The 15,635-nt window shown below is 36.1% G+C and carries 12 protein-coding genes; 2 read left to right on the forward strand and 10 right to left on the reverse strand.

All coding sequences use genetic code 11. The features are described 5' to 3' along the window. Nucleotides 1–128 precede the first annotated feature (128 nt). The gene (locus tag Q4493_RS11195) at nucleotides 129–1,139 is read left to right on the forward strand and encodes a LacI family DNA-binding transcriptional regulator (protein WP_303452597.1); all 1,011 of its coding nucleotides are present in this window, start codon (nucleotides 129–131) and stop codon (nucleotides 1,137–1,139) included. A 71-nt stretch (nucleotides 1,140–1,210) separates the two neighbouring features. On the opposite strand, the gene Q4493_RS11200 is transcribed toward Q4493_RS11195, so the two are convergent. Further along, entirely contained in the window at nucleotides 1,211–2,584 is a 1,374-nt protein-coding gene (locus tag Q4493_RS11200) for an MATE family efflux transporter (RefSeq protein ID WP_303452598.1), read from the reverse strand. 383 nt (nucleotides 2,585–2,967) lie between these two features. Here Q4493_RS11200 and mutS point away from each other — a divergent pair, with 383 nt between their 5' ends. After that, entirely contained in the window at nucleotides 2,968–5,520 is a 2,553-nt protein-coding gene (gene mutS, locus Q4493_RS11205) for a DNA mismatch repair protein MutS (RefSeq protein ID WP_303452600.1), read from the forward strand. Nucleotides 5,521–5,674: 154 nt separating this feature from the next. Here the strand turns inward: mutS and Q4493_RS11210 are convergent, their stop codons facing one another. From Q4493_RS11210 to surE, 9 genes are all read right to left on the reverse strand, one after another. Further along, nucleotides 5,675–9,508, reverse strand: coding sequence for a hypothetical protein (locus Q4493_RS11210; protein ID WP_303452602.1), 3,834 nt, complete (start codon nucleotides 9,506–9,508; stop codon nucleotides 5,675–5,677). Between the two features lies 1 nt (nucleotide 9,509). Then, the gene (locus tag Q4493_RS11215) at nucleotides 9,510–9,686 is read right to left on the reverse strand and encodes a hypothetical protein (protein ID WP_303452604.1); all 177 of its coding nucleotides are present in this window, start codon (nucleotides 9,684–9,686) and stop codon (nucleotides 9,510–9,512) included. A gap of 88 nt (nucleotides 9,687–9,774) precedes the next feature. Then, on the reverse strand, nucleotides 9,775–10,980 hold the full coding sequence (locus tag Q4493_RS11220; RefSeq protein ID WP_303452606.1) for a hypothetical protein: 1,206 nt from the start codon (nucleotides 10,978–10,980) through the stop codon (nucleotides 9,775–9,777). Between the two features lie 171 nt (nucleotides 10,981–11,151). Beyond that, entirely contained in the window at nucleotides 11,152–11,604 is a 453-nt protein-coding gene (locus Q4493_RS11225) for a hypothetical protein (RefSeq protein WP_303452608.1), read from the reverse strand. Nucleotides 11,605–11,774: 170 nt separating this feature from the next. Beyond that, nucleotides 11,775–12,734 carry an RNA polymerase sigma factor RpoS gene (rpoS, locus tag Q4493_RS11230; RefSeq protein WP_303452697.1) on the reverse strand — a complete coding sequence of 320 codons (960 nt, stop codon included), beginning with the start codon at nucleotides 12,732–12,734 and terminating at the stop codon, nucleotides 11,775–11,777. Between the two features lie 40 nt (nucleotides 12,735–12,774). Then, nucleotides 12,775–13,596 carry a peptidoglycan DD-metalloendopeptidase family protein gene (locus Q4493_RS11235; RefSeq protein ID WP_303452610.1) on the reverse strand — a complete coding sequence of 274 codons (822 nt, stop codon included), beginning with the start codon at nucleotides 13,594–13,596 and terminating at the stop codon, nucleotides 12,775–12,777. Nucleotides 13,597–13,633: 37 nt separating this feature from the next. After that, entirely contained in the window at nucleotides 13,634–14,212 is a 579-nt protein-coding gene (locus tag Q4493_RS11240) for a YqaA family protein (protein ID WP_303452612.1), read from the reverse strand. After that, nucleotides 14,209–14,871: a protein-L-isoaspartate(D-aspartate) O-methyltransferase gene (locus Q4493_RS11245; RefSeq protein ID WP_303452614.1), complete on the reverse strand. Its 663-nt coding sequence runs from the start codon at nucleotides 14,869–14,871 to the stop codon at nucleotides 14,209–14,211. The genes Q4493_RS11240 and Q4493_RS11245 overlap by 4 nt, the downstream gene beginning before the upstream one ends. A gap of 10 nt (nucleotides 14,872–14,881) precedes the next feature. Further along, on the reverse strand, nucleotides 14,882–15,634 hold the full coding sequence (gene surE / locus Q4493_RS11250) for a 5'/3'-nucleotidase SurE (RefSeq protein WP_303452616.1): 753 nt from the start codon (nucleotides 15,632–15,634) through the stop codon (nucleotides 14,882–14,884). Between the last annotated feature and the right edge of the window lies 1 nt (nucleotide 15,635).

The raw sequence follows: 15,635 nt of genomic DNA on the forward strand, positions 1-15,635 counted from the left end.
TCCAATGGTTTTAACAGTAAACATCTAATCAACTAAATCGATTTACTAAACCGGTTTAGTTGATTAATTTAACACAACAATGCATCATGTCAACCTGAGTTTGCTTTTTACCAATAGAACAACCCCGAATGCCAAAAATTAAAATAATTGATGTTGCACAATGCGCAGGCGTATCAAAAAGTACGGTATCTCAATACCTTAATGGCCGTTTTGATTACATGTCGAAGAAAACCAAAGAGAAAATTAAAGCGGCGGTAGATGAGCTAAATTACATTCCAAACCCAATTGCTCGTAGTCTTAAAACCGATAAAACCAAAACCATTGGCGTAATTGTTAGAGATATTACGGGTTCTTACACAGGTAAAGCGATTAGAGGCATCGACGATTTTTGCAAGCAACATGAATATAACGCCATTATTTACAACAGTGACTTTGATCCTGACGTTGAAGCTAAAGCGTTATATGCCCTAAGCCAACTACGTGTAGACGGTATTATTATTGCGTCATCAGGTAACAACCCAACAATCATTGCTGAATTAGAAGAGAAAGCCTTACCAATTGTGCATTTTCAACTTGAGCACGATAATCAAGCAAAAAACATTATTTTATCTGATTATAAACAAGCATCATTTACTGCAACCAAATACTTAATTGAATTAGGTCATAAAAACATTTGCTTTGTCACTCAAGACTTTACTGAAGTACATTCGAGAAATGAACGCTATCAAGGCTATGCTGATGCATTAAAAATGTATAATATCCCCTTAAATAATGACATGTTACTTTATTGGGATAGAACAAAAGGCTTTCATCAATCCCCATTGAATTTACTGAGTAGTACTGCACCACCAACGGCATTTTTTACCCAACATTTGGCCGTCACCACTCAATTGCTAACGGTATTAAATAATGCCAATGTAGCGATACCTGAAGATGTTTCAATATTAGGCTTTGATGATGTTCCTATGGCTGAGTTTTTTAAGGTACCTATCACTGTCGTTAAACAAGAACCTTATACTATTGGCAATAAAGCGGCTGAGTTACTGCTTAGTATGATCAATAATAAACAACAAGCACCACAAAAAATAACCATTCCTTGCCAGTTAGTTGAAAGATTGTCTTGTAAAAAAATACACTAAAATTAATGCAAGATGAGAAAACGCTACATAAATATAATAAAATAAATAACCGATAAATCTGCGAGAAAGAGCTATTTTTTCATTAATTTTAACGTTTTATAAAACGGGATAAACTTTATTAACTCTTCGATCACTAGCAATGAAAATGCCCAATACAGAGGAAGTTGGTAATATAAAATCATCATTGAACATGCTGGCAACACAATAAACCATTGAGTAACAAAATGAATTTTTAATACGGTTAAACTTTTACCTAACGCCCTTAATACATTACCCGCTAAAGCGTTATAAGTTTTTACTATCGGTAAAAATATATATAAGGGCGCAATGCTCGACAAAGCGATATAGGTTTCGCTTGCGATATTCGGATAAATAAAATGAATGGACAAGCTCAACAAGTAAAAGCCTAGTGCCGTAATGACCGCCCCTATCATCGCTATCGCCACACTACTGATGATCATGTATTTTATTTGATAGGTTTGGTTTTTCCCGATTGCTTGGCTAATGCATATCGCTGATGCATGCGCCCATGAATTAACAAATTGAGCACCAATGCGAATCCAAGGAAATATTAAAGTCACCGCAGCATAGGAATAAATACTTAACTGTGAAAACAACAGTAAATACACTGTGGCACCTACCGCTAAAATAATATAATTTGCGGCAATGGGATAAATTTCAATAAAATGACGTTTACATTCGGTAATAAACAGCGATAGTTGACGGTTAATTGTAAGTTTGACTTGACCGTGAATTTGCCACAATAAATAAGCACAACGTAAACAAACCGCTATTAAACTTCCATAAGCGGCTCCCGCTAGACCTTTACCTTGAAAACTTAATTCACTCAAATTAAATAGTGAAAACAATGTAATATCGGGAAATTGCCAGCCAAAGACCAGTAAATAACTGATCAGGGCATTGATCGGCAATTCAAAAAGATATCCTTTTAAGGGGATATGAGACTTACCCGTACCATTGAAAAAAGCGGTACAAACTTGCGTGCTCGCAGTGACTAGCACCATATATTGACTAATAGAAAGATAAATTAGCGCTTGCTCTGCTAGCTTTTTATCTTGACTAAGCCAAGCAATTACCCCCTCACTGAAAGTTGCTAAACCTATAAAAAAGATAATGGCGGAAATAACGTTTATCGCTAACCCAGAATAAAAGGCCAACGACAAGGCATATTGACTTTTAGCGCCAAAAGCACGACCAACCACTAACTGCGTACCGTTAGATAATGCGAATTGAATTCCCAAAATAAAAGCGATTAATGTTGATGCTATCCCCATCCCTGCCAGAGCAACTTCGCCTAATGGCGCTACAATCAATGTATCAACCATCAACATTGATTGCATAAGCAAACCATTTAAAGCAATTGGCCAAGCAATGGACGCGTTCTTTTTAACAAAGGGGTTTAAGAAAAGATGACTTTTTATCAAACAGTAACCTCAAATTTATATTTTCTAGAGCAAGCTTAACGTGAATACCGACAAATTAAATTCAGGCGCTTTTGTGAAAAAGATACCGTTACCTTTAACGTTTTTTGAAAGTAATTTATTTTGCTATTAGTACCGATTGCCATAGCAGAAATATTTTTATATCAGTATCATTAAGGTACTTTGAGTTTATCTCTGTTACACAGGTTTATTTTCAGCAATAATTTACAACAACAATTTATAAAAACAATAAGTAAAAACTAAAAATCGCCGTTAATGCCTTACCTTAACGAAAAATCGAGTATTACCGAAAGTTTAATTTTCACTATCATATACGACGTTAATTTGAGTCATTCAAATTTTAAATAGAAAAGCATAATAAAAACATGACAGATTTATCACAACACACCCCTATGATGCGCCAATACTTAACCATAAAAGCGGAATTCCCAAATATTCTCGTTTTTTATCGTATGGGTGATTTTTATGAATTATTTTTTGATGATGCAAAAAAAGCGGCTGATTTATTAGATATCTCGCTGACAGCTCGCGGCAAAACAGGTGGTAATGCAATTCCTATGGCCGGTGTGCCGTACCATGCTGTCGAAAATTATTTAGCAAAATTAGTACAATTAGGAGAATCTGTTGCGATATGTGAGCAAATAGGCGACCCCGCCACCAGTAAAGGGCCTGTTGAACGAAAAGTAATGCGAATTGTGACACCGGGCACCGTCAGTGATGAAGCGCTATTAACCGATAAACAAGATAACTTATTAGTGTCAATTTACGAAAATAATAATGGTTTTGGCTTAGCTTATCTTGATATGACCAGTGGTCGATTTGTCGTTTGCCAACCAACAACTCGTGAACAGCTTCAAGCAGAATTACAGCGACTTTCTCCAGCAGAACTTTTATACCCAGAAACTTTTGATGCCTACTCTGTGATTGAACATATGAAAGGCTTGCGTCGCCGTCCCGATTGGGAGTTTGATTTACAAACGGCTCACACCCTATTAAATAAACAATTTGGTACAAAAGAACTTTCGGGCTTTGGTATCGATGATAAGCATATTGGTTTATGTGCTGCCGGCTGTTTATTGCAATATGTTCAAGATGCACAACGTAGTGCGTTGCCACATATTCGCTCTATTCTTGCTGAATCGGCTCAATCTGGTGTGATATTAGATGCGGCAACTAGACGAAATTTAGAATTAACGCAAAACTTACAGGGAAGTAGTGAGAATACCTTAGCGGCTATTCTAGATAAATCCGCCACTGCCATGGGCTCTCGATTACTTAAACGATGGTTGCATTTTCCGTTGCGTGATATAAACGCGTTAACCGCTCGGCAAAATGCAATTGCTGAAATTTTATCTCGCGATATGCAAGCAGACCTATATCAACAATTAAAACAAATTGGCGATATTGAAAGGATTGTCGCTCGTATTGCGTTACGTTCAGCACGCCCTAGAGATTTTGCCCGATTAAGAAATGCTTTATTTCAATTACCACATCTACAAACTCTTATACAAAGCAACGATAACCAACACTTAGCAACATTAGCTAAGCATACTATGCCAATTGATATACTGGCAGAATTACTAGAAGCAGCCATTGTTGAAAACCCACCGGTGCTTATTCGAGATGGCGGCGTTATTGCAAAAGGTTATCATGGCGAGCTTGATACGCTTCGTGACTTAAGTGATGGAGCGACCGAATTTTTAGCTCAACTAGAAGCCCGCGAAAAAGAAAGAACTGGCATTCAAACGTTAAAAGTTGGCTATAACAAAGTTCATGGTTTTTACATTGAAATTAGCCGAAGTAGCTCTCATCAAGTACCTGATGACTATATTCGTCGACAAACGTTAAAAAATAACGAACGCTTTATAACGAATGAGTTAAAGCAACATGAAGAAAAAGTATTAACGGCACAAAGTAAATTTTTAGCACTTGAAAAGCGCCTTTATGATGAACTATTTAATCAAGTGCTCCCTCATTTAGAAAAGCTACAAAATCTCGCTCAATCAATCGCACAATTAGATGTGTTAAATACCTTTGCAGAGCGCGCTGAAGCCCTTAATTATGTAAAACCAGAATTGGTATTAGAAAGTGGCATAGATATCGAAGCTGGTCGACATCCTGTAGTAGAACAAATGACAGAAGATGCCTTTATCGCTAACCCTGTCGTTTTAACCGAACAGCGAAAAATGTTAATTATCACCGGGCCAAATATGGGGGGTAAATCCACTTATATGCGACAAACGGCATTAATAGTTTTACTGGCTCACATTGGCTGTTATGTACCGGCAAGTGCTGCAAAAATTGGCTTAGTAGATAGAATATTTACCCGAATCGGTGCTTCTGATGATCTTGCTAGTGGCCGATCAACCTTTATGGTTGAAATGACCGAAACCGCCAATATTTTACATAATGCTACCAATCAAAGTTTAGTGTTATTAGATGAAATTGGTCGAGGTACAAGCACATACGATGGACTTTCTTTAGCCTGGGCATGTGCAGAAATGCTCGCGTTAAAAATCAAAGCATTTACGCTTTTTGCAAGTCATTATTTTGAACTAACTTTATTAGCTGAACAAATAGATAGTTTAGCTAATGTTCACTTAGACGCCTTAGAGCATGGCGAAAAAATTATTTTCATGCATGCGGTGCAAGAAGGGGCAGCAAGTAAAAGCTTTGGTTTACAAGTAGCGCAGTTAGCCGGGGTGCCTCGAGCGGTTATACAACGAGCAAAACAACGTTTAGCCGAGCTTGAAAATCAACAAGCGCCATCAATTGCGCCTGCTGAACAAGCTTTTGAACAATTGGCATTAATAGATAACAATCATCCAATTATTAATGATTTACAAGCAATTGATGTCAATGAGTTAAGCCCTAAACAAGCACTTGATCTACTTTTTCAACTCAAAGAAAAACTATAACGTTTGAAGCAACAAACTAACGACCAAAAAAACCAGCGCAAGGCCAAGCTGATACGGATATGTGGATCTAATATAGATTGCTTTATAGTTTTGGCAAAACAAAGCCCACTTTTCTAAGGTGGGCTTTTTAGTATTATTACAACAAAGATCTTAATTATTTTCTTTTTACATTAACTCTAATGTTTTTATCATCTTCAAGCTTACCATCCTGTGATGACCAACTTGTAACAAAGAAATCATAATACTTTAATGCTTTTAATAAACTATTATTTATCTTTGAATCTTTAATAACCGTGTAACTAGGCTTGTCTAATATAGCTTCTAAGTCTTCGTCTATTAAGCGTAAGCACTCAGCAACTTCTTCTTCACTGATGTATTGAATTTGCCCCAATAATACACCTACTTTTGAATCATATTCTAATAGAGATGAAAGCGTTGCTCTGATAATTTTCATAGGCAATTGGGGGGTAGAAGCTACTGGTTCATAATTGCCATTTGAATGCGGATAGGAGATCAATTCAATAAGGGCTTTGTTTGGCTCATTTTCATCAAGCAAATGGTATCTTTGCTCGATCAGTAACTTTTTATCTGCCTTATCAAGTTGATCGCTACTGAGTAAACAGATCAGTTCACAATCCTCTAAGACAAATTCTTCTAACAGAGTTTGATTATCAACAAAATTATCAAAATTTCTAACTGAATACATCAGTAATAATGTGCTATCCAACTCTTTCAAAGTAGCGTAAACATTAACATCAACTTCAAGCTTATCGCTGTTAATTAAATACTTTATTTTATCTATAGAAAGGGAATCAAGTTCTTCATACGAATAATCAAGTTCATAGGCGTTATTGTATCTTTCAAAAGTTTGAGAACTAATAGAGTTGCTAGATAAAATAAACTTGTACTCATTGAGTTGTTTCTTTTGAGCGATACAGTCATCACTTGCAAGTAAATCAACAGATTTTTCCATGCAGCCTGAAATAACTTCAGTCCAATCTTCACCTAGTGAGATAATAAAATCTAGATTTTCCCAAGTAGGTGAAAATTTACCTTTTTGGATGAGTGGCGATAGTATTCCATCTTGTTTTTTAAATTTAATTAGTGACTCTATTGAAAAATTAACACCCTCTATGATGTTTAGCTTTTTCTGCAATTGAATTTCTTGTCTTTCAAGAATTTCAGCTACATTTTCATCACTGGCTAAAATTAAATTTTCAGAAACGAGTTGAGCAATTGCGTTTACATTCTGATTGAAAAACTCATTGAAGCTTGTGTGATTAGTGGAACTTATCTGGAAATAGTTTAATCGACCATTTTCAATTTCAACATCACAAAACTCCAACATCACTTGCAAATTAGCTGTATTTACTATGAACATTTGATTTTTAAGCACATGTTCCAAAAACTCTGCGCTCTTGTTTGATTTTTCAAGAAACTGAAATTTAACTTCGATGCTTGATAAAACTTTAAATAGTTTTATTTTGTCGCTTTCATTTTCAGGCATTAGCTGAGAAATAGACTCAGTTGAATCTATGTACTGCTTAATTTCGACTCTGTTTTTATTAATTAAATTTATAGCTCTTGAATTGCCTTCACCAATAGAGATAAATGAGTTAACTAAAAGCTCATTTTTGTCATCTTCTTTTAAATCTGCATTTTGTATTATGTCAATCCAAAAACTATCCCATTTAGCTGTAAGCGCTTTTAACCAATCGACTTTACTATCTACTTCTCTAAAACTCTCGCATATCAAGTCATGATGCTTTCTCGTGTTAATGAATAAACTGTCAATCATGGAGTTTAGAGGTGCCACATCATTGTTCTTAATGAGATGATTAATTATATCGTAATTAAAGAAACAAACTGTCCGATAGTCATCATCATCCAAATACTCTAATGTTTCTTTAGGGTTAATAATACGCTGATATCTATCAGTATCTTCCCTGTCTTTAACTGACATGACATAATCCATATCACTGTTTGTCATGTGACCTTCATGAAAGTGAGTGATGTATAGGTGATAGTGTTTGTCTACATAACCTTTTTCTAATAGATGCATTAGTAACTTTTCATTTTTGATTTTCGTCAAAAGGTCATTTTCTTCATCTGCAAATAGATCAGCTTTAGAGCTTGTCTTTAACAGTTCTTTTGAGGACAATCCTCTTAACCGATCTAGCTCTTCCTTAAGGGCGTTCAATTCTCCGTTAAGGCTTGCTCTTATAGATAAGGCTTTGTCTTCTATTCTTTCTCTGCGAGTGTCGTAGTCAGGCATTATTTCATCAAGCAACTTAGAGAACTTAAAATGGCTGCGTGTATTACTCCCTGACTGATAGCTATAAACTACATTTTGAGTAGAGTGTAATATTTCATCAAATACTTCAGGCTTAATAACTTCTTTAATTGGATTACTATTCAGATGAGTAATTCCGTGATTTGCTAACTTTTCAAACACATGAATTAAACAGTAAGAGTTTAATTCCTCTACTGAAGAAGTTAGCTCTCTGTCTGATGTTTTAATTCTATTTTCCACAGATTCTATGTCTTCAATTAAAGCTAATTCCCTTTCTTTTTTAAATCTCGTTTCATTATTGAAGAATTCAGCCAACATGCCCTTTCCATTGTGCAAGAGGGCAAAGTCATCACAATAAATATTTTTGTAAACAATAAATGAGAAAAGCTTCTGCTTGTCCAGTTTAGGAAAATTTGGCTCAAGGATATCTTTATAAATACCGAATTCAGAGACGATATTTTTCATCATTCGCATATCATCTACATATACGGATATATCACGCAGAAACGATTCATCTAAACTCTTATCAAGTTCGTCATTTGCGTTCAAAATTAATTGTTTTAATTGAGGGTATGAATTGGATTTATTTGCTATCGGAATAACGGGGATTATAGCATCAAAGAACTTTGTTCTATCTTTTCCCTTAAATACATTGTCACGAAGTGCATAAATGAATCTAACTTTTTGCTTAACATCCTTACTGTCATTTATTAGTTTGTTTAATTCTTTGAGTTTGATAAATATATCAGGCTCTTTGAACCTATCTATATCTTCAAAAATAACAACTTCACTTTTTTGTGTAGCAAAGTAATAGATAATCTCTTCTAAATAAATGTTAAATATCGAATCTTTTTTCTGCTGGTCGAAAGCGACCTCCGCCTTCATAGGATTAAACTTAGTAAGATTTAACTTGCCTAAGTGTCTATATAGATCTTTTGCAATAAGTATTGGCAAGCCAATAAAATAGCTAACTAGCCAAAGATGGATATTGTAAATAGAAGGAGAGGAAAAGATTGAGTTTAATACTAATTTAGGAGACTGCTCTGGTATATAAACTCCAGTAGCAAGAAGTGATAACCAAATAAATACACTTATTACTACTAAATAGCTTTGATAAAGTGAAACAGGAACTGGAAATATTCGTCTAAAACGAGAATTTGGTGTTTTTGAGCTGTCGGTTCGATACAAAAGTTGTTGAACTATGCTTTTTTCAATCTTACTTAATACGTCAACATCATTTCCATTTGATGTAATTGTACCATCAGGATTTACATTCGGAGTTGGAACTTGCGCTCGATCTTCAACACCGTCCGTTTCTTTTGTGCTTTTAAAAGAAGCCAGAGATATTGAGGTGTGTTTTAGAAATGGGTAGCGTCTTAAGAATGTATTAATAAAAGAGCTTTTGCCACCCGAATATGGTGCCGTAATTGCGATTTCTGAAACGCTATCCCTTCTGTTAACAAGAAAGTCATTTAACTTTTCGATGTACGGCTCTACATTTTGAGCATTATCTGTAGGGCATAGATCAGGATAACCTTCATACTTGTTAGAAATGGACTTGCCACTAAGCTTTATGAGCGCCCAGCAAGTAGTAGCGATTAATACTTTTAGCCAATTAAGGATTCTGCCGGGAATACCGATTAAATAAAAAAATAGTGCCTTCAAGTTGTTCCATAACCAAGCAAATATAAACATCTTATACCTTCAAATTCTTGTCTTCTTTTAAGTTAATTAAAAAGGGAAAGTCTTCTTGTGCTTTCTTCTCAAACCACTCTTTTAGAGACATACCTTCCTTTTTTACAGCCTCATGTAGCTTTTCTTTAAACAGAGGGTCTGTCTCAATTACAACTCTACCTGACTTACCAATAGCCATTTTACTTACCATTTTGATTAACTAGCCAATAGTGTTATGTAATGTAACATAACACGGTAATTTTATCAATTAGAACATTATGTTATGGTTATCTTCCTGAGTACTTTTCGAAATAAATAATTTTTTCTAGGTCAACATTACCTTTAGCTAACCCTAATCTTGTCGCTGGAGTTGCTTTATATTTTTTCGAAGTATCACAATAGTTGTAAAAAACACGATATATATCAGCTAATTTTTGATACATAACTGGATTGTATGGACTATAGCCATTCCAGATTCTGTGATTGTTAGAGCCAGATTGAAAAGGTCTTTCAAATATACTTACTCTTCGTCTTAGTTTTTGAAAAAATCGGTCTACAGCGTGCAGAGAGCCTTTGCGGTACAAATTTGCCTGATGCTCTAAGTCAAATCGCTGAATATTTGTAAAAGACGATATCATTTTGCTAGGTTCTCCCATGAAAGGAACTGGGTTTTTAATCCAAGCATCTACTGATCCTTCTGGTCGATATGGAGATTGAATACTCTCAATTATCATGTAATTAATAACACGCTTTCTTTGCTGGCTAGATAATGAGTCGTAGGGAATCCCACAAAATTTTTCAATAATATCCTTTGATTTTTGAAACTCGTTTCGCTTGTTGTCAACGGTTAACTCTTTTTCCATGTTAACAAGAAAACCATCGCATCTTCCCTCTATGATTTCTTCTTTAAATGCCGCTAAAAACCATGTTTTCATACCTGAGTCCAAGTCCAGATAAAAACGAGTCATTTCCGTATTTCGAGTCAGCTTTCTTAGTAGAAAGAAATGAGCCGCCATAGTATATTCATTGTGAACTTCCATGCCTTGAGATGGTAATGCGGTATATTTATCGTAAAGTTCTGAAGAGATATCATCATCTTCTAACATTTCGATAGTTTTGTTCTTAATGAATTCTAACTGAGAGCCGGACAGCCGCTTTTTCTTATTAGCACGCTCAGCTTTTGTGTTTTCGAAGTCTGTTCTTAACCATAATCTAGCAAACTTTCGATTATGCTTGAGCTGTTTTGAATCTTTGATTTCTTCAGCTTCTCTTTCAACCTCTTCTGGGACCATGTTAGGGTCATAGTTAAAATTAAAAGCAAAAACGTAATCAGAGCTAAGGTCTGCTGTTGCTATTCCGTAAAACTCGCAGTTTTTCTTACTTTTCCTATTCGTCCAGTTGCTTTTTTGAGAAATCCTATCAGTGCAAAGGTAGAGCCTGTCTAATTTTTTAGATTCATATAATTTTCTTTCTCTATCTGCCACAAAAGCCATACATTGACGATGAAGGAAATCTATTCGTCTGTATACAGCGCCCATACTGAGATCAAATCTAAACTCAAGTACTCTAAAAGGAGACTTACTAACTAGACTCTTGAGGAAAACTTTGTCCAACTCTGTCTTACTATGAGGTCTATCTATTGGTTTAGCAGTAAATGATGTTCCTCAGTCTTTGCAATGAAAACGCTGAGTACCTTTAGCAGTTAATCCCCGCTTCTTTATGTTATAAGTTTGCGTTTCATACGATATACACTCTTTGTTAGTGCAAACCGTACCGGGCTTTGTGAGATAAGAACTTATGCGCTCATACTTTTCAAATACAGCCCTATTGCTTTTCATTGAGTAATGAACTTGATTATTTTCTTCTGATTGAGAATTAATCTGCTCACAAGATTTGCACTTAATAGTGTTGCCAACGATAACGTAATAAGGGTCAGCTTCACGGACTTGACGATTTATTTTTTCTTTATTATATTCTTTAAATAGTTCGGTCTGCCTTGCCTTTTCTGGAGTCAGTCCAAAATTCCCACATCTAGTAAATTTACAACAATTAACCTGAATTCCTTCAAACTCTGCTGGTATCCTTGGTGGTTTATTCTGGCAAGATTTTTTGCTCATAAAAAAAGTGCTACACTGTCTGGGTATACAGTAGTATAGCACTTTTAAGAAGGATACCTAGTTTTTAGATCCACGTATCCGTATCAGCTTGGCGCAAGGCTGGTTTTCTATTTTTATCATTCATTAAACTAACAATGAAATAATTCTGATATTCAAGTCTAATTAAATCGCTATGCCTGAAACAAAGCTTCTATCGATAAATCTTGCGAGCTTAAAATATCGCGCAAACGTTTTAATGCTTCTACTTGTATCTGACGAACTCGTTCTCTTGTTAAGCCAATTTCAACACCAACATCTTCTAATGTTGCGGCTTCATAACCAAGCAAACCAAAACGTCTTGCTAGAACTTCTCGTTGTTTAGAGTTCAGTTCATTTAACCAATGAACAATATTATTTTTAATATCATCATTTTGTAAATTGCCTTCTGGACCTCTTGCTTTTTCATCAGGAATTACATCGAGTAATACTTTATCTGATTCGCCACCAAATGGCGTATCAACTGACGCGATTCGTTCATTCAATCGCAGCATTTTAGTAACACTTTCTACAGGTACATCAAGCTCCTGAGCAATGTCTTCAGCGGTTGGCTCATGGTCGAGTTTTTGTACTAATTCACGTGCAGTACGCAAATAAATATTTAATTCTTTGACAACATGGATAGGTAATCGAATTGTGCGTGTTTGATTCATAATGGCACGTTCAATCGTTTGACGTATCCACCAGGTAGCATAAGTTGAGAATCGAAAACCGCGTTCAGGGTCAAATTTTTCAACCGCACGAATTAAGCCTAAATTGCCTTCTTCAATAAGGTCTAATAAAGGTAAGCCTCGATTATTATAACGACGTGCAATTTTTACGACTAAACGTAGATTACTTTCAATCATACGTTTTCTTGAGGGTTCGTCACCTTTTAAGGCAAGACGAGAAAAGTATACTTCTTCTTCTGCAGTTAATAGTGGAGAAAAACCAATTTCGCCTAAATACAATTGAGTTGCATCTAAGTTTGATGGTGCATCATCCTGAATTTTTGCTTCAACATCCTTTTTTTCTATCGTTGCTTTAACTTTTTGTAGTTCTTTTTCTATGCCCATGCTATTTCTCCCGTCATTAGCAAAGCTGAAATTACTGATTAAATATTCACGTTAGCTCCAATTATTATTAATATTGTTGTTATCTTCTCGGAAGGTATTTTAATGGATTGACAGATTTCCCGCGAAAGCGAACTTCAAAATGAAGCATGACTCTTTCCGCGTCAGTATCACCCATCTTTGCTATAACTTGCCCGGCTTTTACAGCTTGCTGTTCCTTGACCAAAATGTGATCGTTATGAGCATAAGCACTTAAGTAATCATCGTTGTGTTTAACAATCACTAACTTGCCATATCCTCTTAACACATCACCAGCATATACCACCCTGCCATCAGCTGCTGCTTTTACCGGTTCATTACGGCTACCTGCGATGTCTATTCCTTTATTACCTTGTTTTCTCGTTGAAAATTTAGCAATAACTTTACCATTTACAGGCCATACCCAACGTTTAACTTTTTGTGAGAATGTACCTGTTTTACTCAAGGGCTTTTTGACTGTTTTTTGCCCTCTTGTAACTTCACCATACTCCTGCTTTTTATTTGATGCAATAGGTTTTTTTACTACTATTTGAGGTTGTTTTTGTATACTTTCACGGGAGGGTTTATTTTTACTAGCTTTCGCTAATTTAGGAGACAATAATATTTTTTGCCCCGGAAATATTTGATAAGGTGCTGGAATATTATTTAATTGAGCAATGGTTCTTACGTCCAAACCCGCACGCCAAGAAATAGAATATAAAGTTTCACCTTTTTTAACTATATATTCAGTGTCTTTGAGACTGTTTTTTATTTTTTTACTTAAAGGTAGTTGAGCGTTCACGTCTACAACAGGTGCAGGCGTATGTCTTGAAGAACAACCAACAATAAATAAAATCAATATTAGAATAACTATTCTAAAAAACACGTATCCCCTTAGCTCGCTTTTTCTTAAAAATGATGATTTAACGCAATATAAAATACAAAATAACGATTAAACCTACAACTATCCAACCTAAAACATCAACCCATTTTCGTAAACTTTTTTCCATGCGTTCACCACCATAATGGATTAATCCAGCAACTAAGAAAAAGCGCATACCACGCCCAATTGCAGACACTATTAAGAAAGGTAAAAAAGCCATTTGTAAAAAGCCAGCACTGACGGTGAATACCTTATAAGGAACCGGCGAAAATCCTGCAATAAATACCACCCAGACTCCCCAGTCATTAAACCAAAGCACAGCTTGATCAAAGGTTGCTTGTTTGCCCCACTCGGTGATCAAAGGCTGAATCCAGGGCTCAAACATATAATAACCTAAGGCATACCCCGCCATACCTCCAAAAACCGACGCTATGGTAGTAATCGTTGCATACGACCACGCTTTTTTAGGTTTAGCTAATACCATAGGTGCTAACAAGACATCCGGTGGAATAGGAAAAAATACCGATTCAGCAAATGATAGTATTGCAAGTATCTTAGGGGCTAATTTATGCTCTGCCCATTTTAATGTCCATTCATAAAGGGCGGAAAAAATTTTCATTGTACAGCTCCAGGTACTAATGGCACAAAACGAACCGCTTCAATTTGGCGTTCATCATAGCTATCGCCATTACGGGTGATAATTTTTAAAATTTGTGTTTCTTCGCCAACGGGAATGACTAAACGTCCGCCATCAGCAAGTTGTTCCAGTAACGCTTGTGGAATATCAGAAGGTGCCGCCGTTACTATAATTGCTTGAAAAGGCGCTTTAGATTTCCATCCTTGCCAGCCGTCACCATGTTTCATCGATATATTATGTAAATCCATGGCTTGCAAGCGACGTTTGGCTTGAAACTGTAATGATTTTATTCGTTCAACTGAAAAGACTTTCGGGGTTAATTGCGCCAATATCGAGGTTTGGTAACCAGAGCCAGTGCCAATTTCAAGGATGCTTTCAGGCATGCCATCTGCTAATAACAGTTCTGACATTTTTGCAACAATGTAAGGCTGAGAAATGGTTTGTCCCTGACCAATTGGCAATGCGGTATTATCATATGCTTTATGGGCAAGTATCTCAGGAATAAATACATGTCTTGGACTACGGGCGATAGCTTGTAATACTTGTTGGTTAACAATGCCTTCAGCATGTAGCTTTTGTGCCAGTAATTCTCCACTGCGGGTCGATTTGCCGCTTGTGCGACTTCCTACTCTGACATTCATTTTATTATTCTCATATTGTAAAATCGCTGATCCATTCTGTAATTGTTGCCATGCTTTTATAGGCTGTCATATCTATAGTTAAAGGAGTGATTGAAGCATAACCTTCACTGATCGCGTGAAAATCTGTTCCCTCACCTGCATCTAATTCGGCACCCAATGAGCCATACCAATAAATATCTCTTTTCCAAGGATCTTGAGTTGATTTCATGGTTTCAGCTTTATGACGATGGCCTAAACGGGTCACTTTCACCCCTTTAAGCGCTTCAACCGCAATATTCGGGACATTAATATTGATGATTTGATCACTCGGTAAAGGATGTAACTGTAATCGTTGAATAAACTTAGCCGTGACAATTGCTGCTGTTTGGTAATGAGTTTCATCTTTACCTGCTAAAGATACTGCCACAGCGGGCATGCCCATATGTCGACCTTCAGTTGCTGCGGCAACAGTGCCAGAATACAAAGTATCATCACCTAAATTTGCCCCTCGATTTATGCCTGCTACGACTAAGTCGGGTAAAGGGTCCATCAGTTGGCTGATCGCTAGATGAACAGAATCTGTAGGAGTGCCGTTCACTGAAATAAAACCATTGTCTAATGTTTCAGCCCGTAAAGGATTAAGCAAAGTTAATGAATTACTTGCCCCGCTACAGTTTCTGTCGGGAGCAACCACTGTCACTTCGGCAAATTTGCTTAGCTCTTGATATAACACTTTGATACCAGGCGCATGAACACCATCATCATTACTTAATAATATTCTCATT

It is taken from the genome of Colwellia sp. 1_MG-2023, from assembly GCF_030546755.1.
GTDB lineage: Bacteria > Pseudomonadota > Gammaproteobacteria > Enterobacterales > Alteromonadaceae > Thalassotalea_H.